13 protein-coding genes are annotated in these 16,434 nt (G+C 66.7%); 4 read left to right on the forward strand and 9 right to left on the reverse strand.

The window, feature by feature from the left end; all coding sequences use genetic code 11:
* Positions 1 to 33: 33 nt before the first annotated feature.
* Genes EYZ64_RS01035 through EYZ64_RS32280 form a run of 3 tightly spaced genes read right to left on the reverse strand, consistent with a single transcriptional unit; the run spans position 34 to position 3,945 of the window.
* Complete coding sequence (locus EYZ64_RS01035; RefSeq protein WP_135451484.1) at positions 34 to 2,934, reverse strand: MMPL/RND family transporter; 2,901 nt, start codon at positions 2,932 to 2,934, stop codon at positions 34 to 36.
* On the reverse strand, positions 2,931 to 3,317 hold the full coding sequence (locus EYZ64_RS01040; protein ID WP_286174540.1) for an MmpS family transport accessory protein: 387 nt from the start codon (positions 3,315 to 3,317) through the stop codon (positions 2,931 to 2,933). The genes EYZ64_RS01035 and EYZ64_RS01040 overlap by 4 nt, the downstream gene beginning before the upstream one ends.
* Positions 3,223 to 3,945, reverse strand: a complete 723-nt coding sequence (locus EYZ64_RS32280) for a class I SAM-dependent methyltransferase (RefSeq protein ID WP_135451486.1) — start codon at positions 3,943 to 3,945, stop codon at positions 3,223 to 3,225. The genes EYZ64_RS01040 and EYZ64_RS32280 overlap by 95 nt, the downstream gene beginning before the upstream one ends.
* A 139-nt stretch (positions 3,946 to 4,084) precedes the next feature.
* On the opposite strand from EYZ64_RS32280, the gene EYZ64_RS01050 reads away from it, so the two are divergent.
* Positions 4,085 to 4,657 carry a TetR/AcrR family transcriptional regulator gene (locus tag EYZ64_RS01050; RefSeq protein WP_135451487.1) on the forward strand — a complete coding sequence of 191 codons (573 nt, stop codon included), beginning with the start codon at positions 4,085 to 4,087 and terminating at the stop codon, positions 4,655 to 4,657.
* Positions 4,658 to 4,664: 7 nt separating this feature from the next.
* Here EYZ64_RS01050 and EYZ64_RS01055 read toward each other — a convergent pair whose 3' ends face one another.
* The 3 genes from EYZ64_RS01055 to EYZ64_RS01065 are packed head-to-tail and all read right to left on the reverse strand — an operon-like array spanning position 4,665 to position 8,471.
* A complete protein-coding gene (locus EYZ64_RS01055; protein ID WP_135451488.1) occupies positions 4,665 to 5,600 on the reverse strand; it encodes a phosphotransferase family protein in 936 nt (311 codons plus the stop codon).
* 29 nt (positions 5,601 to 5,629) lie between these two features.
* Positions 5,630 to 7,321 (reverse strand): aldehyde dehydrogenase family protein, encoded by a 1,692-nt coding sequence (locus EYZ64_RS01060; protein ID WP_135451489.1) that lies wholly within the window; start codon positions 7,319 to 7,321, stop codon positions 5,630 to 5,632.
* A 1-nt stretch (position 7,322) separates the two neighbouring features.
* Positions 7,323 to 8,471: an oxygenase MpaB family protein gene (locus EYZ64_RS01065; protein WP_286174541.1), complete on the reverse strand. Its 1,149-nt coding sequence runs from the start codon at positions 8,469 to 8,471 to the stop codon at positions 7,323 to 7,325.
* Between the two features lie 28 nt (positions 8,472 to 8,499).
* Here EYZ64_RS01065 and EYZ64_RS01070 point away from each other — a divergent pair, with 28 nt between their 5' ends.
* Positions 8,500 to 9,210, forward strand: coding sequence for a TetR/AcrR family transcriptional regulator (locus EYZ64_RS01070; protein WP_135451490.1), 711 nt, complete (start codon positions 8,500 to 8,502; stop codon positions 9,208 to 9,210).
* Between the two features lie 75 nt (positions 9,211 to 9,285).
* On the opposite strand, the gene EYZ64_RS01075 is transcribed toward EYZ64_RS01070, so the two are convergent.
* Together EYZ64_RS01075 and EYZ64_RS01080 are read right to left on the reverse strand one after the other, a co-directional pair.
* Positions 9,286 to 10,263: an NAD(P)H-dependent flavin oxidoreductase gene (locus EYZ64_RS01075; protein ID WP_135451491.1), complete on the reverse strand. Its 978-nt coding sequence runs from the start codon at positions 10,261 to 10,263 to the stop codon at positions 9,286 to 9,288.
* Positions 10,264 to 10,291: 28 nt separating this feature from the next.
* A complete protein-coding gene (locus tag EYZ64_RS01080) occupies positions 10,292 to 11,746 on the reverse strand; it encodes a hypothetical protein (RefSeq protein WP_135451492.1) in 1,455 nt (484 codons plus the stop codon).
* A gap of 136 nt (positions 11,747 to 11,882) precedes the next feature.
* Here EYZ64_RS01080 and EYZ64_RS01085 point away from each other — a divergent pair, with 136 nt between their 5' ends.
* Both EYZ64_RS01085 and EYZ64_RS01090 read left to right on the forward strand, forming a co-directional pair.
* Positions 11,883 to 12,323 (forward strand): SPW repeat protein, encoded by a 441-nt coding sequence (locus tag EYZ64_RS01085; RefSeq protein ID WP_135451493.1) that lies wholly within the window; start codon positions 11,883 to 11,885, stop codon positions 12,321 to 12,323.
* A gap of 186 nt (positions 12,324 to 12,509) precedes the next feature.
* Complete coding sequence (locus EYZ64_RS01090; protein WP_135451494.1) at positions 12,510 to 15,119, forward strand: LuxR C-terminal-related transcriptional regulator; 2,610 nt, start codon at positions 12,510 to 12,512, stop codon at positions 15,117 to 15,119.
* Here EYZ64_RS01090 and EYZ64_RS01095 read toward each other — a convergent pair.
* Complete coding sequence (locus EYZ64_RS01095; RefSeq protein ID WP_135451495.1) at positions 15,088 to 16,257, reverse strand: ankyrin repeat domain-containing protein; 1,170 nt, start codon at positions 16,255 to 16,257, stop codon at positions 15,088 to 15,090. The two genes, EYZ64_RS01090 and EYZ64_RS01095, sit on opposite strands and share 32 nt — an antisense overlap.
* Between the last annotated feature and the right edge of the window lie 177 nt (positions 16,258 to 16,434).

Here is a 16,434-nt window from a genome sequence, read left to right on the forward strand (position 1 = left end):
CAGACACGGTCGCTCGGGGTGCTGGGGGAGCTACTAGGCCAGGGAGTCCTGCGGCTCGCGCTGGACCGGCTTGGGCCAGGGCTCGGGCTTGGGCCGCTGACGCACCCGTTGCGGCCACCAGAACCACTTGCCCATCAGGGCCGCGATCGACGGGGTCATGAAGGACCGGATGACCAGGGTGTCGAACAGCAGGCCCAGGCCGATCGTGGTGCCGACCTGGCCGATCACGGCGAGCTCGCTGACCGCCATCGACATCATGGTGAACGCGAACACCAGGCCCGCCGAGGTGACCACCGACCCGGTGCCGCCCATGGCGCGGATGATGCCGGTGTTCAAGCCGGCGTGGATCTCCTCCTTGAACCGGGCGACCAGTAGCAGGTTGTAGTCCGCACCGACGGCCAACAGGATGATCACCGACATGGCCAGCACCATCCAGTGCAGTTCCAGGCCGATCAGGTGCTGCCAGATCAGCACCGACAGACCGAAGGATGCGCCGAGGGACAGCACCACCGTGCCGACGATGACCGCGGCGGCCACCATGCTGCGCGTGAGGATCAGCATGATGATGAAAATCAGGCAGAGCGAGGCGATTCCGGCGATCAGCAGGTCGTAGTTGGCGCCTTCCTGCATGTCCTTGAACATGGCCGCGGTACCGCCGAGGTAGATCTTGGATCCCTCCAGTGGGGTGCCCTTGATCGCCTCCTTGGCGGCCAGCTTGATGGGTTCGACGTGAGCGACCCCTTCGGGGCTCATCGGGTCGCCCTCGTGGCTGATGATGAACCGCACCGCATGCCCGTCCGGGGACAGGAACATCTTCATGCCGCGCTTGAAGTCCGGATTGTCGAAGGTCTCCGGCGGCAGGTAGAACGAGTCGTCGTTCTTCGCCTTGTCGAAGGCCTGCCCCATGGCGGTGGAGTTGTCCTGCATCGCCGCCATCTGATCCTGCATGCCGCCCTGGGTGGCCTGCATGGTCAGCATCATGGTCTTCATCGTCTTCATGGTCGCGATCATGGGTTGCATGTTCGCGATCATCACCGGGATGAGGGCGTTCATCTTGTCCATGTCCGGGACGATCTGCTCGAAATCGGCTGTCATGGTGTCGACGCCGTCGAGGGTGTCGAACACCGAGCGCATCGACCAGCACATCGGGATGTCGTAGCAGTGCGGTTCCCAGTACAGGTAGTTGCGGATCGGCCGGAAGAAATCGTCGAAATCCGAGATGTGGTCGCGGAGTTCCTTGATGTCGTCGACCATGCCGTGCATCTTGCCGACCATGCTGTTCATGACGTCGCGCATCTGCTCCATGAGCGCGATCATCTTGTCCATCGTGTCGATGGTGATCTGCATTTCGTCGGCCTGCTTGAGCATGTCGGCCATGCGGTCCTGCATGTACTTCTGATTCATGGTCTGGGTCGTGCCCTGCATGCTGATGTTGAACGGGATCGAGGTGTGCTCGATCGGCGTTCCCTGCGGGCGCGTGATGGCCTGGACCCGGGAGACGCCCGGCACTCCGACGATGCGTTTCGCGATCCGCTCGATCACCAGGAAGTCGGCGGAATTGCGCAGATCGTGATCGCTCTCGATCAGCAGCAGTTCGGGGTTCATCCGGGCCGGGGAGAAGTGCCGGTCGGCGGCGGCGTAGCCGGTGTTGGCCGGCAGATCGGCAGGCAGGTACTTGCGGTCGTTGTAGTTGGTCTTGTACCCGGGCAGGGTCAACAGACCGATCAGCGAGATGGCGATGGTGGCGATCAGGATCGGTCCGGGCCAGCGCACCACCGCGGCACCGATCTTGCGCCAACCGCGGGTCCGCATGGCCCGCTTGGGTTCCAGCGTCTTGCCGAATTTGGTGGCCACCGTGATGATCGCCGAGCCGAGGGTGAGCGCGACCAGCACCACCATGACCATGCCGATGGCCAGCGGGATACCGAGCGACTGGAAGTAGGGCAGGCGCGTGAAGTGCAGACAGAACGTGGCGCCGGCGATGGTCAGGCCCGAGCCCAGGATGACGTGGGCGGTGCCGTGGAACATCGTGTAGTACGCCGACTCTCGGTCTTCACCGACACTTCGGGCCTCTTGATATCGGCCTATCAGGAAGATCGCGTAGTCCGTGGAGGCCGCGATGGCCAGCATCACCAACAGGTTGGTGGCGAATGTCGAGAGCCCGATGATGTTGTAGTAGCCCAGAAACGCCACCAGGCCGCGGGCGGCCGACAGTGACAACACCACCATGAACAGGGTGAGGATCACGGTCACGATGGAGCGGTAGACCGACAGCAACATGACGATGATGACCACGAACGTCAGCGCGGTGATCATCTCAAGGCTGCGGTTACCGGCGATCTCCTGATCGGCGGCCATCGCCGCCGGGCCGGTCACGTAGGCCTTGACGCCGTCCGGCGCCTGGACGCTCTGGACGATCTTCTCGGTGGCCTCGACCGATTCGTTGGCCAGCGCCTCGCCCTGGTTACCGGCGGTGTAGACCTGCACGTAGGCCGACAGGCCGTCGGAGCTCTGCGCGCCGGAGGCGGTCAGCGGGTCGCCCCAGAAATCCTGGACGTGCTCGATGTGCTTCTTGTCGGCCTCGAGCTTTTCGACGATCTGGTCGTAGTACTTGTGTGCGTCATCGCCCAGCGGCTTGTCGCCCTCGATGACGACCATGACCGAGCTGTTGGACTTGAACTCCTGGAACACCTCGCCGACGCGCTTCATGGCGATCATCGACGGCGCATCGTCCGGCGTCATCGACACCGAACGCATCTTCCCCACTTCCTCGAGCTGGGGAACGATCACGTTCAGGAACGCGATGACGGCGATCCACGCCAGGATGATCGGGATGGCCAGGCGCCGGATCCACTTGGCGATCCCGCCGTGGTTGCTGTGCTGCGGTGTGGAGGCGACCGGGATCGAGTCGGTCGGGGTGTCGTAATTGCTCATGCAGATTTCACCAAGCAGAAGGTCTGGGCGTTCACGCCGTTGGAGGTTCTCTCGTCCTTGAGTTCGTCATCGACGGTGATGCGGCAGCTGATCGTGCTGCCGTCGCCCTGGGCCACGATGTTGGGGAACACCGACGGGGCAGTGGATTCCAACCGCAGCGTCCACGGCAGGGTCACCCCATCGATGCGCTGGGGCTGAGCGTCGAGATCGAGATAGTTCACGTCCGCGGTCGCGCCGGGCTCGCCGTAGATCTCATAGACCACGACTTTGGGGTCGAACGGTTTGGTGTCATCGACCTTGGCGCTGGAGATGCCGGAGCCGCCGCCTGCGCCGAAGAACGTGCGTACCCGCATCACCGTGAACCCGCCCACCAACACCACCACGATGATGATGAACGGAATCCAGAACCGTCTCAACAGCTTCATATTCGCTGGTCGGCCTTTCGGAGGTCAGGTACGCGGTGACGTACCGGCTAGCTGCGAAGCTCCATTGCCACTTCGTGATCATGTCGGCGTCGGCGGATTCCCGCCAACTTCTTTCTACGTCGACATCAGCGGCGACTTCCTCGCCGGAATCGTCCCGGAAGGGACTGACCGATATCTCCGAGATCAGCCGGCTGCCCGGCGCGCTCATGGCGGTGATGTCGGAGACGAGCCGACGCTGCTCATCCAATGGGATGAAGGGTAGTACGCCTTCCACGCTCCACAGGGTGGTCCGGTCGGCGTCGAATCCGGCCCCGGTGAGCGCGGCGGGCCAGTTTCCGCTGATGTTGGCGGGGACACCGCGCACGTCAGCCGTGGGTGTGGTGCCGGCCAGGGCGTCGGTCTTGACCTCGAGGATCGCCGGGTCGTCGACGACGTAGACGGTGGTGCCGGCGGGCCAGGGCAGTTGATATGGACGCGGGTCCAGATCGGAGGCCAGGAAAACCACCTGCTCGGCGCCGGTCTCGACGGCTGTCATCAGATAGGTGTCGAGGAGGTCCGACGGGTGCGCCACGCATGAGCTCGACATCAGCACTCCTCCCCGCAGCTCTCCTTGCCGGATGTAAAGTGAAACCTATACAGTCGGCTAACTTCGATCAAGTTAGTTCGTTTAATTGACGGTGTGATCTAGCACCCTTGGGTACGCTCAGCGCGACGAAGGGACAGGTGTGGCAAAGGCTGTGGCGCCGCGTGGCTTTGCCCGCGAGCGGGTGCTGGAAGCGGCGTTGAGCCTGTTCGCCGAGCACGGTGTCAACGGCACGTCGCTGCAGATGATCGCCGACCGCCTCGGCGTCAGCAAGGCTGCTGTCTATTACCAGTTCCATTCCAAGGACGAGATCGCGCTGGCGGTCATCCAGCCGGTCTTCGACGACATGATGCGGTTGGTCCGCATCGCCGAGGCGATGTCCACGCCGGAGGCCCGGCGGGAGGCCGCGGTCAGCGGCATGGTGGAGATGGCGGTGCGGCATCGCCGGGTGACCGCGGTGTTCCACGGCGATCCGGTCATCGACAGCCTGGTGCACAGTCGCGCCGAACTCCAGGACACGATCGAACGGCTCACCGGGATCCTGCTGGGTCCCGACCCCGACGCCGCCGACCGGATCTGTATGTCGGTGCTCGCCGCCGGTGTCTACGGCAGCGCGACCGATCCGGCGCTCAACGACGTCACCGACGAGGAGCTGCACCGGGTACTGCTGGACTGTGCGCAGCGGTTGCTGCGCACGCCCGTCGTTCCTGCCTAGCCTGTGATCAGTCGCCGAGCGGTAGCTGGGTGGACAACTCCTCGTGCAGCCCTTGTATCGCCTCCTCGTCGTCCTCGCTGCCGACGTGATGCCCGGCGAACCAGTCCGCGTACTCGGTGATCTCGCTGAGTCGCCAATCGAGCGCAAACAACTCGACCATGAGCGGGTCGGCACCCAGCCGGTCGGAGCAGCCCGCGGCGATCAGATCTGAGTAGTCCCGTTCCCGGGGAGCCAGCCGAACGGTCTCCCAGTCAACGAGTTTCAGGAAAGTACCGTGCACCACCTGATTGCCCTCGTGCGGCTCCCCATGCGTCGGTACCCAGGTGTGCCGTCGGCTTTGCGCCTGCTGCGTGAGTTCGTGGTAGCGCTGGGTCCAGCATTCGATGTCGGAACCGTGCGCGGCCAGCGCGGTGCGGGCCGCTTCGGCGAACGGCCCCGAGTGCCACGGGTGCTCAGTGCGAAACCGCACCTCCTGGGCGAAGTCGGACGCGACGCGCGGCGACCAATCCCGCAGCGGCCCGCGGGCGGTCGTTGCGTGAAGCGAGTCGAGTGCGTTGATGACCTTCGTCAGGTGCGCCGGTGCGCGGTACTCGACTTCGGTGGGCGAATGACCGTCCAGCCAGGGCGTCGCGCTGAGAATGCCGACGCCGGCATCGAGGGTGAACCGCCCCAGCCCGTTACGCAACGGGGCGCACACCATCTCCAGGCCGCCGGCCGCAAGCTCGGCGGCCGTGGCATACGCGTCTTCCAATGATGCTGCCGAGTGCCGTGTCCCGAGCTGATCCAGGGTGACGAACAGTGTGCCCCCGGCCCCGGTGGCCCGCCAATGGTGGGCGCCGCCGCCCACCGGAAGGTGCTCGATGTCTTCGACGGCCAGCGACCAATGGTCGGCAAGGGCTTGGGCGATCAGTTCGTCATTGACCGACGCCGGAGGGGTGCGCATGTCCGCCAATAATATTCAGGCGGAGGCAATCATCCCCGCAGCGCCGACGCGAAGATCGCCGGCAGCTTGCCCCATCCGGGTGCTCCGGCGAAGTCCACCAGCAATCGGCCTGTCGTCGCCGCGGTGCGGTTGTTGACGAACCACGGCGGCTTCGGCGACAACGACCACTCGCCGCGGAACACCGAACGCGGCGCGGGCCGGAACGGGCCCCGGACCACGGTGCGCTCCGGGCGGTCGAGCAGAAAAGCGTTGTGCACCACGCCGGTTCCGCTCTGGATGTCGTTGCGTTTGTGTCCGGGGAACGCTCCCCAGGTGGCCGTCGGTGTCAGGTAGCCGACGCCGGTCCAGGCGTTGATCGCGATGGTGCCGTAGCGCAGCTGCTCGACGAGCCGGTCGAACTTCTCGCCGAGGCCGGCGAGGGTGTCCGGGTGGGCGATGATGTTCACTCCGAGGGTGCCGACGAACTCGTCGTTGGCGACCCGAACGGCCTCCTCGGCGAACTGCTCATCCGGGACGTCGAGTTCGATCACACCGAGCACCGGGCCGAAGTACTCGGTGCACAACAGTGCTTCGCGATCGGCTGGATCGACCACCAGGACCCGGGCACCCCGCGAGCCCAGGTGCTGTGCATCCGGATACGACGTGTCCGCGCTGGCCACCCTGACGTCGGAGCCGGGGTAGTAGGCGGCCCGGGCCGGCGCGTCGTTGACGGCCTTGCGGACGGCGGCGATGAACTCGTCGCGCTGCGCCCAGTGCTTGGGCAGCACCACCACCTGCGCGGCCACACAGTTGTAACCGTTGTTGTGCAGTCGTTGCGTGGCAACGTGATTGGCCTGAAACTCGATGTCGGCCCTGCTCCACGTGCCGGGCAAGACGATCGTCGGCGACACCCCGCCGAGTTCGGCGGTCATCTCCTTGTCGAGCACCGGCTCGTCGGCCGCCTTGCGCCGGGCACCCTCTTCCCCGGTGCCGAACACGATGGCGTCGTAGGTCAGGGCGCTACCCGTCATGTGCACGTGGTCGACGAGCTTGTGCCGCACCAGATATGTGCCGGCCTCGGCGCCGCCGGTCAGAATGCGTACCGCGCCGATCGCGATGAACGGGGCCAGCACCTTGGTCAGCACCGGCAGCAACGGATCGGTTATCGGGTTGAGCTTGAGGGCCACGACGCGGTTGTTGGCGTAGAGCTCGTAGATGGTGTCCAGCGGGGCGATCGAGAAGATGTTGCCCGCGCCCAGAACCGCGCCCACGCCGTTGGTGCGGGACGGGTCGCGTTGGGCCAGACCGGCCGACCGAATTGCCTCGGCCTTCTCGATCCCGGGTTGCAGCCATACCTCAGCGCTGAACCCGGACAACAGCAGCTGGTCGAAGGTGTTGAGCGGCAGGGCCTTTACCGTGGTCCGGCCGCTCGGGGCGTAACCGAACTCGGCACCGTCGAGCGGGCTGCGGCCCGATTCGAGTTTCGCCAGGCTTTCCGACAGGGCGCCCAGCCCGGCAGCCAGCGAGTACGGGCCGGACATCCACTCCTCGCCGACCAGCGGCGAGGACGGGTCCAGTTGTTTGATCCCGACGGCAGCGTCGACCCACTCGGCGGCATGGCGCACCGTCAGTGCGCGCACCTCGTCGAGCAATCCGCGGCGGGCCGCCAATGACAGGGAAGCCCAGGTCTTTTCGCCCTCGACGAGTTCCTCGAGGGCCTCGTCGATCTGCGTTTCGGTCATCTCAGCTCGCGCTCTTGTCGAATTGCACCAGTGCGTCGTGGTGGTTGTGGGCATACGGGGTGGGGCCGTCGCCCGTCTCCCGTTTGGCCACGATCGCAGCGTACTGCTCGAACGGAGTGGTCCGGTCCCATTTGGCCCTGGCCTCGGCCGGGGAGTAGGTCACGGTGTTCTTGGCCGGGATACCCAGCAGTGTGGGGCCGACGATCGCGGTGGTGTGCGGCGTGGTCAGGTCCAGCATCGCCAGTTCCAACCGCGGATAGGCGGCGACGGCCTTCAGGAAGGGGCGCACCACAGCGCGTGCCGCGACGTCGGCTATCCGGCGTTGCGGGATACCTCCCAACCGCCGCATCCACTGCGGCATGGTCGCGATGATGGCGGCGCGCATCGGGACGTTGAATGCCTTGCGCAGCCAGTGCGGCATCCGCTCGGGCAGGATGTGATAGCCCAGGTCGACCAGGTAATCCATCATCCGCTGGGCAACTTCGGAGCCGACCAGATCGGCCCGGTTGCTCTCGAAGTACTCGCGGATGCCCTCACGGGTGCGCGGCACGTCGTCGGGATTGATGGTCTGGAACTCGGCGGCTCGCGCGCATTCCTCCCAGTACTGGCTCTCCTCGGCCGGCGAGAGCTTGCCCGGGCCGAACATCTCGTAGCTGTACAGGATCGAGTGCCACGCGGTCAGGTGGATCCACAGCTGGGAGTGCGGATCGTTGGCGTCGAACGGGCGCTTGGTGATCGGCTCGGTGCCGACGGCCTTGGAGTGGATCTTGACCAGGATCTCGGACGCATCGAGGACCGACTCGGCATCGCCGAAGGCCACGAGGGCGAAGTACTGCATGGTCCGGTCGTAGCGCAGTCGCGTGCGCGCGTAGACCTGCCCGGTGGCGTCGACCGCGGCGGCCAGGAACGGGTCGAGGTGCTCGATGGTCACCGCGCGGGAGAAGCCGATCAGCAGCGAGGTGGGGTAGCTCCACACCTTCCAGGTGGCCGAATCCGGGCCGAAGAAGCCGTAGTCCTCGGCCGGCGCCAACGGTTCGGCGACGGCCGGCAGGCCCGCTGCTTTGCGAAGTGCGATTACCGCGTCCATCTGCGTCGTTCCCTTCAAAATCAAGTGGTACATGACGTACCAGTCACGCGAATGGTACGTCATGTACCACTTGATTGGCTAGGGTGTATCTGTGGAAAGCGGCACAACTGGGAGATGGGCGGGCCAGCGGGAACGCCGGCGGGCGGAATTCGTCGACGCCGCACTGTCCGCGATCGCCGAACACGGTCCGCAGACCTCGACCGAGCAGATCGCCGCCCACGTCGGTGTCACCCGCACCAAGCTCTACCGGCACTTCGCCGGCGCCGCCGACCTGCAGCGCGCGATCGCGCAGCGCGCCGCCGAGATGCTCAACACCGAACTCGCCCCACTGTGGACACCGCACGGTTCGATGGCCCAGATCATCGAAGCCAGCGTCGGCGCCCACGTGCGGTTCCTCGTCGAGCACCGCAACCTCTACCGCTACCTGGCCCGGTGCTCACTCGGCGAAGACGGCTCCGCGCCCGACGCCATCGCGGACATCAGGCTGACCATCGGTACCCAGCTCGGTGCGCTGTTCACGGTGTACCTCAACGCTTTTGGGGTCGACACCGATCCGCAGCCGTTGGCATTCGCCATCGTCGGGCTGGTCGAATCGACGACCGGCCGGTGGCTCGACCAGCCCGGCTCCACCGCGCAGGACCGGCTGGCGGCCGATTTGGTGCGGTGGATCTGGCTGCTGGTCGACGACACCCTGCGGGCCGGCGGCGTGTACCTGGACAGCGCCGAGCCGCTACCCACCCCCGATGTGATCGCCGCGCAGGCCGAGATCTACCGAAACCCGCAACGCGTCGGCGTCGCCTGACGTTTCGCGTACGTAGCGCCACGGCGGAATATCGGGCCGGACGCCGCCACTGCGCTACGAACGCGGCGTTGTGGTCTACGGGGCGAGATCGGCGACAGCCTGCGCGGCCGACGTGACGCGGTCCAATCGCAACGCGGTCTCGCCGGCGTACAGCGCGGCCCGGTCCGCCCAGTGCGCCGGCATGTCCGCGGTGAGCGTGATCGGGGTGAGGAACGGCAGCGCCGGGTGTTGCAGGTGCAGCTGCGCACCGTCGCCGCGGTCGGGAATCCGGGAAAGCGGCGCACTGTATTTGTTGATCGCCGCTGGCAGCCGGCGTGCGCTCCCGTCCGGGCGGCACCAGCGCCGGGTCATGGCGTTCGGGATCACGCGGTGTCGTTCCGGCCAGGCCAGACCGAACACGGTCGTCTCGATTGTGCTGTCCGCATCGATGATTCGCTGCCGGTACACCGGATGGGCACCGGACTCGTGGGTGAGCAGGAACCGCGTGCCCGCCAGCGCACCCGCGGCGCCGGCGCCGAGCGCCGCGCGGGTATCGGCCGCCGTGGCGATGCCACCTGCGGCGAAGACCGGTCGGGAACCGGCCAATGCCAATGCCTTTGGCAAGAAATCGGCCTGCGCCTCGGTGCCGACGAGGTGCCCGCCCGCCTCACGGCCCTGTGCGATCAATCCGTCGGCTCCGTAGGCCAGCGCCTCGGTGGCCTGCTCTTCGGTGCCGACCAACACCATGACGAACACGCCACCGTCTGACAGGCGTTGGATCAAAGCTCGATCGATCGCGAAGGCCATCACGGCGATATCGATCCTGGCTTCCAGGCAGACGTCGATGTGGGGGCGGCGGGTGAACGGCATCAACAGATTCACCGCAACCGCACGGCCGGGAGCCTGTTCTCGGACCGTCGAGATGGCCGACTTGAGCTGCCTGGGCGGCATGAGCCCCAAGGTGCCCAGTCCGCCGGCCGCTGACACCGCGGCTGCCAGCGGCGCACCCGCAATACTGGGCATGCCCGCCTGGAGCACCGGTACATCGAGTTTCAGCCGATCTGCGATGTCCATTCCGCGATTCTGCACCCGCGGTGCCGGGTTACCAGCGGCAGACGTCGGCGCCCGAACCGGAGTCGACGGCGCGGAAGGCGAGCAGGTGCCGCTGCCACCACGGCAGGGGCGCAGCGAGAACCGGATCGTTCGTCGCGTCGTTCACCACCTGCGGCGGTCCGTCGTGCAGGTAGGCGATCCGGATGCCGGTGAGGCCGGCGTCCCGCCACAGCAGCACCGTGCGGCGCAGCTCGAGCCAGGGGATGCGGACCGGAGGATCTTCGGACATCCAGCGGGTCTGCCGGCGAAGGTATGTCATGTCGCCCGGATGCGCGGGCAACTCCAGCCCGACCACGGTGACGGTGTCGCGCTGGTAACCCGCGAGCTCTAGGGCGGTGACGCCCGGGAGCAGGTGGTTGGCGGTGCCTTCCTCGGTGTGCAGGTTGCTGAACATCGAGAAGTTCGCGACGGTCTTGAGCCCCACATACGGGGTGACCCCGTTGGCGAGCGCCAGCAGCGGCGCGACGAGCAGCACCAGGGGGCGCAGGTGCCAGTTCGGGGCGCGGACGCCGGTCGCCTGTGCGGTGCGGTAGCCGCGCAGCAGCGCGACCATGAACGGGATCACGGCGATGGCCCAGGTGAGTACGAGCAGGGTGTGCCACGGCAGGCCGATCGGGCTGGCCGGCGACTCGGCCGAACTCGACACCACACTCAGCAGCACATGGGCCGCGAAACCCGTGAGCGCTACCCGGCGCAGCTCAGTGGTTCGGGGCGCCAGGGTCGCGAACACCTCGGTCGGGACCAACAGCACGTACACCGCGAACACGACCGTGGCGAAGTCATAGAACGAGGCCAGCGCCAGGATCGAGTGGAAGCCCACACCCAGCAGCACGCCCCAGAACCGCAGGCGTGGAACCGCCAGCAACCCGAGAATGGCGGCCTCGATCACGACCGCGACAACGGCGACGAACTGCCCGACAGCCGGACCCGGCACCACGTTGCCGAAGCCGTTGAGCCAGATCAGCTGGCCGAGCAGGTCGCCACCACATGAGGTAGCCGGGGTGAAGTAGGCGGTGTTCAACTTGTCGAAGACGGTGAACAGGTAGACGACGAGCAATACCAGGCCGACCGGGCTGCGTGCGGCATCCAGCCAGCGCTCGGCAAAGCTGTCCGGCACACCCGGCCGGTTCCGGACCGCCAGCGCCCATAACGCCGCCGTCGCGAGCGCGACCGCGACCAGCAGGCTCAACATCAGATGGTTCGACGCGGCAGGCAGGCTCAGCACGGCCACCGTGGCGCCGGCCGCCACAGCCATACCGGCGGCGGCCACCGAGCCCGGAAAGATCAGGGCGGGCAGGCCGGCCACCAATGCCGGCGCCACCGCGAGGGGCTGGCTGTCGGAGTAGTGGAAAACCAACGCCATCGCGAACAGCGTTGCGAACCAGCCGAGTTGCTGACGTGCGCCGGTGGGGTCGTCCGTTCGGGCGTTGCTGCGCCACCGCATTGAGACGACTGTACCGGGCGGCCGTCCGGGGTCGTCTTCAGCCGGCGCCGCCAGGCCGTTTGCGGCGTAATCTGGAAGGCGATGGATGGGTGCGGTGGGGCCCAAACGCCTTGCCGTGTAACGGAAAGGATATGAAATGAGTACAGTCCATTCATCAATCGACCTACACCCGGACATCATGGCCCTGAGGGCGAGCTATGACCGTGTCGCAGAGTCGATGGCCGCGCAGGTCACCTTCGGCCTGACGTTGCTGACGGCGATGTACGTCGCGCTGTCACCCTGGATCGTCGGCTTCGACGCCTTCAACAGGCTGACGGTCAACGATCTGATCGTCGGAGGGGCGATCGCGTTCCTGTCAATGTGCTTCAGCTTCGCGCTGGACCGGGCGCACGGCATGACCTGGACACTGCCGATCTTCGGTGTGTGGCTGATCATCTCGCCGTGGGTGTTTGTCAGTGGACCGACCGCAGGCATGATCTGGTCGCACGTGATCAGCGGTGCGCTCGTGATGGTGCTGGGCTTCAACGCGATGTATTTCGGGATGCGGGTGCGCAATTCTGAAGCGCGGCATGCCTGACCGGCACAGTGGCCGGTAGGCGCCGCTGAGAGGCCAGCCGGATCCCGGCTGGGAGGGAGATCTGCGCGCCGGGCCGACCCTGGTATCTGAGGATGCGTCAATTTGCGCCCCGGTCCGGGTTTCGCGCCATATCCTGGGCAAACGCAGGACTTCCGATGACGGCGATGGCGGGTACGAACTGCTGAGATGAAGCTGGCGGGGCGGGAAGAAGAACTGGCGGCAATCCGTCGTTCCCTTGGTGGGCCGGGAACCCATCACGGTGTGGTGATCGTCGGCAGTGCCGGCGTCGGCAAGACCAGGTTGGCCCGGGAGGCCCTCAGTCACGCCGCGGCGTCCGGGCACCGGACCAATTGGTTCGTCGGAACCGAATCGGCGCGGGCCATCCCGCTCGGGGCATTCACCGGATCGATCAGCCAGGGCATGTGCGACCCGTTGCCGGACGTGCGGCGCGTGATCGATTCCTTCGTCGCTCAGCAGCGCATGGGCAAGGTCGTCATCGGCATCGACGACGCCCACCTGCTCGACCCGCTGTCCGCGCATGTCGTACACCAACTGGCGCAGACGCAGGGGGTGCGTCTCGTGGTCACCGCGCGTTCCGGCGGTCCGGAACCCGACGCGGTGACCGCCTTGTGGAAGGACAGCCTGCTCGACCGGATAGACCTCGAACCGCTGTCCGCCACCGCGGCCGCCGTGCTGGTCGAATCCGCGGTCGCCGGACCGGTCGACAGCCGCAGCACGCGCCGCTTCTGGAAACTCACCGGAGGCAACGCGCTGTACCTGCTGCAATTGGTCAAGGACCAGATCGCCGCCGGGCGGATGCACAAATCCGCCGGGGTGTGGATGTGGGACGGAGATGTGGCGGTATCCCAGAGCATCACCGACATGGTCGGACGCCGACTGGGCGAACTCGAACCCGGTATGGCGCTGGTGCTGGACACGCTTTCGCAGTGCGAGCCGCTGAGCGTCGACGTCCTGGTTGACCTGGTCGATCAGGCCGACCTGGAGGCCGCCGAGCAGATGCATCTGGTCACGGTCGAACGCGCCGGACGTGGTCTGGTGGCCACGCTTGCTCATCCGCTGTACGGCGAATTGCGTAGGGCCACCGCCGGTGAGATACACCTGTCGAAAATCCGTGGGGAGCTCGCGCGGCGGCTGGCGTCGGAGCCCGACGGGGATATGCGCGCGACGGTGCGCCGGGCGCTCCTGACGCTGCACTCCGACCTGCCACCTGATCCTGAGCTGTATCTGACTGCGGCACGGTGCGCCGCAGTCCTGCTCGATCCCGATGCAGCGAACCGATTCGCCGCTGCTGCAGGCGAATGCGGTGCACCGGAGGCCGCGCCGATGCGGGCCATGACGTTGTTCTTGCTGAGCCGAGGTGACGACGCCGAGGCGGTCCTGAGTGACATCAGCACCGACGGCAGGCCGGACAGCCATCATTGGGCGACAGTGCGGGCGGCGAACCTGGCCTGGATCCTGGGCAGGCCTCGTGGTGCCGGTGCCATATTGGAAAACCTGACTGGCACAAACGAATCCGATGAGCAGCGGATGGAACGCCTGGCGATGCAGGCTTGTGTCGACGCCGTACTCGGGCAATGTGCGAGTGCCGAGAAGAATGCCAGGGCCGCCCTGGATTCCGGTGGGCTGCCCGACCTGCACGCGATGATGGCCTCGCTCGCGTTGATGATGGCGCTCGGCGCGCTCGGACACGTCGATGAGATCCCCGACGTCGCCGAGCAGGCTATCGCGCGTGCCATCACATCATTCGAATCCTCGCCGATACGATTCTGGTTCGGCGCGGTTCACGGCCGTGCTTGCCGACTGACCGGCCGCATCGACGAATGTCTGGCGATGGCAGCCCGGTTGGACGAGTCGGCACGTGATGTTCCCGGCCTCGCCTATGCCAACCTCGCCTACCTGCTCGGCCACGCTGAATTGGTCCGGGCCGATCTCGCCGCTGCCGTCAAGCACCTGCACGAGGCGTATGCCGGTGCCGAAACACATGAAATAACAACAGGTTTACGGGTTGCCAGCTGCTTTTCTCTGGCCGAGGCGTACGCCAAACTCGGCCAGGCCGACGCGGCCACCGAAGCGCTGGCCCGGGCCCGGCAGCGGGTGCCGGAGGATTACGTGTTCATGGGTACCGCGATGTCGGTGGCCACCGGGTGGACGCTGGCCGCCGGCGGCGCGTTGACCGACGCCATCGAGATGGTGCGCAAAGCGGGCCGCGACGCGGCGCGACGTGAACAGCCGACGCATGAACTGCTGTGCCTGCAGACGGCCGCGCAGTGGGGAGACACCGCGGGCGCGGCGCGCGCACGGGAGCTGGCGGACACGCTGAAACTACCGCTGGCCGAAACGGTGGCGCGCCACATCGAGGCACTGGCGGCCGACGATGGTGCCGGATTGCTTGCTGCCGCAGAGGGTTACCGCGTGATCGGTGACCGGGCCACCGCCACCGACGCCACCGCGCAGGCCGCGGTCGCGTTCGGTCGCCATGGTCAGGGCAAGCGCAGCGCCTATGCGGCTGCCGTGGCGCAGGAGGGCGCCGACGAATGCGGCGGGCTGTGTACCCCGGCGCTGCGCAACCCGGCCGGTCAGCCGCTGACCGGCAGGCAGCGCGAGATCGTCGAACTCGTCGTTGCGGGCCTGTCCAACAAGCAGATTGCCGAGCGGCTGGTGATGTCGGTGCGCAGCGTGGAAGGTCACCTCTACCGGGCCTGCCAGCGGGTGGGCGCCAGCTCACGTGAGCAGCTCGCCGCCATCATCCGTCGTGGTCCGAAGGGGCCGGCATGACGTGCCGACGCAGCACGTCCGCGGCCTCGGTCTGGTAGGCGTGCTCGGCCCAGGCCAGCGGCGTCGAGCCGAAGCGCCGGTCGGTGATCGTCGTATCGGCCCCGGCGTCGAGGAGGCGCCGGATCAGCGGGAGGTCGCCGGCCCAGGCGGCCTGGTGCAGGGCTGTCGCACCTTCGTCGTCGACGGCGTTCGGGTCGTCGGGGAACACCGGAGCGACCACATCCACTCCGGATACGTCGATTCCGTGCCGGGCGAGCAGGTCGAGCCGATCGGTGAAGGCGTGCTCGGCAGCCCAGGTGACCTGGCGCCGCCACATCTCGTCACGGGATTCCATTGCCTCGCCCAGCCGCAGCTCCCACGGGCTCGGCCCGGCGTCGATGAGTCGGTGCGCGAACAGCAGTTCCAGGTGTGAATCGTCGGCGCGAAACATCCGGTTGTACAGCGTCTGCTGGTCGACCGGGTGTGCGCCTCTGGTCAGCAGCAACGTGGCCAGTTCGGGGGCGAACGGGTGCCGGGGCTGACGCCGTGGACCTTGCTCGCCCTCGCCGAAAACTCCGGTCAGCACCGTGAAGGGTGTCGACAGCCCGCACCACAGGTATCCGGCATTCGGGTCGGCACCGGCATCGAGCAGCAGGGTTGCGGCCACGAGCACCTCGTCAGCGTTGCGGCTCAACGGAACTCGTGAATAGCACAGGTACATCAGCGGAACCCAGCCGAACGGACCGCCACCGGTGTTCGCCAGTGCGGGCCGGGTTGTCAGATGGCGGGCCAGCGCCACCGGATCTGCCGCCGACGCGGCGGCCCAGACATGGGCGTCGACCAGATCGGGCTCGGCGGCGAGTAGGGCCGCGGCGGCATCCCGGCGCGGCGGTGCGTCGGTTTCGTTGTAGCGCAACGATGCCCATGAACTGAACCGGTCCGCGGCACCCAGGGTGTCCTCATCGAGTGCGCCGGGGTCGACGCTGAGTGCGGCCGCGTCGCGCAGGTAGTGCACGAGCCTGGGCCAGCTGCTGAAACCGTAGTCGCGAGCGACGGCGAACTGGGCTTCGTGCAGTGGGATGCGATTCGCGCGCTGCAGCTTGCGGGCTTCCACCCGTAGGTGGTCGATCGAGGGATTGCTCGGCAGACGGCTGGCCATGACGGCCTCCTCTCACGCACCCGCGTCCGCAATCGGGCTGAGAAGAGGTCGGTCACAAGGCAACTCAGTGTGCAGGGAGGCTGAGCCTCTTCGAGCGGACGTCGGGCGTTCCTGCACGCCCGACGTCACTCTACCGGCCCGCGACCGTCGGCGAAATGCCGACGGTCCGTAGCGTAC

The sequence above is a fragment of the Mycobacterium sp. DL99 genome, assembly GCF_004762045.1.
Lineage (GTDB): Bacteria > Actinomycetota > Actinomycetes > Mycobacteriales > Mycobacteriaceae > Mycobacterium.

Bases quoted from the DNA above. Each gene is read 5' to 3' on its own strand.
- EYZ64_RS01035 (WP_135451484.1), bottom strand. From the start codon at position 2,934: ATGAGCAATTACGACACCCCGACCGACTCGATCCCGGTCGCCTCCACA.
- EYZ64_RS32280 (WP_135451486.1), bottom strand. From the start codon at position 3,945: ATGTCGAGCTCATGCGTGGCGCACCCGTCGGACCTCCTCGACACCTAT.
- EYZ64_RS01055 (WP_135451488.1), bottom strand. From the start codon at position 5,600: ATGCGCACCCCTCCGGCGTCGGTCAATGACGAACTGATCGCCCAAGCC.
- EYZ64_RS01060 (WP_135451489.1), bottom strand. From the start codon at position 7,321: ATGACCGAAACGCAGATCGACGAGGCCCTCGAGGAACTCGTCGAGGGC.
- EYZ64_RS01065 (WP_286174541.1), bottom strand. From the start codon at position 8,471: ATGACGTACCATTCGCGTGACTGGTACGTCATGTACCACTTGATTTTG.
- EYZ64_RS01075 (WP_135451491.1), bottom strand. From the start codon at position 10,263: ATGGACATCGCAGATCGGCTGAAACTCGATGTACCGGTGCTCCAGGCG.
- EYZ64_RS01080 (WP_135451492.1), bottom strand. From the start codon at position 11,746: ATGCGGTGGCGCAGCAACGCCCGAACGGACGACCCCACCGGCGCACGT.
- EYZ64_RS01085 (WP_135451493.1), top strand. From the start codon at position 11,883: ATGAGTACAGTCCATTCATCAATCGACCTACACCCGGACATCATGGCC.
- EYZ64_RS01090 (WP_135451494.1), top strand. From the start codon at position 12,510: ATGAAGCTGGCGGGGCGGGAAGAAGAACTGGCGGCAATCCGTCGTTCC.
- EYZ64_RS01095 (WP_135451495.1), bottom strand. From the start codon at position 16,257: ATGGCCAGCCGTCTGCCGAGCAATCCCTCGATCGACCACCTACGGGTG.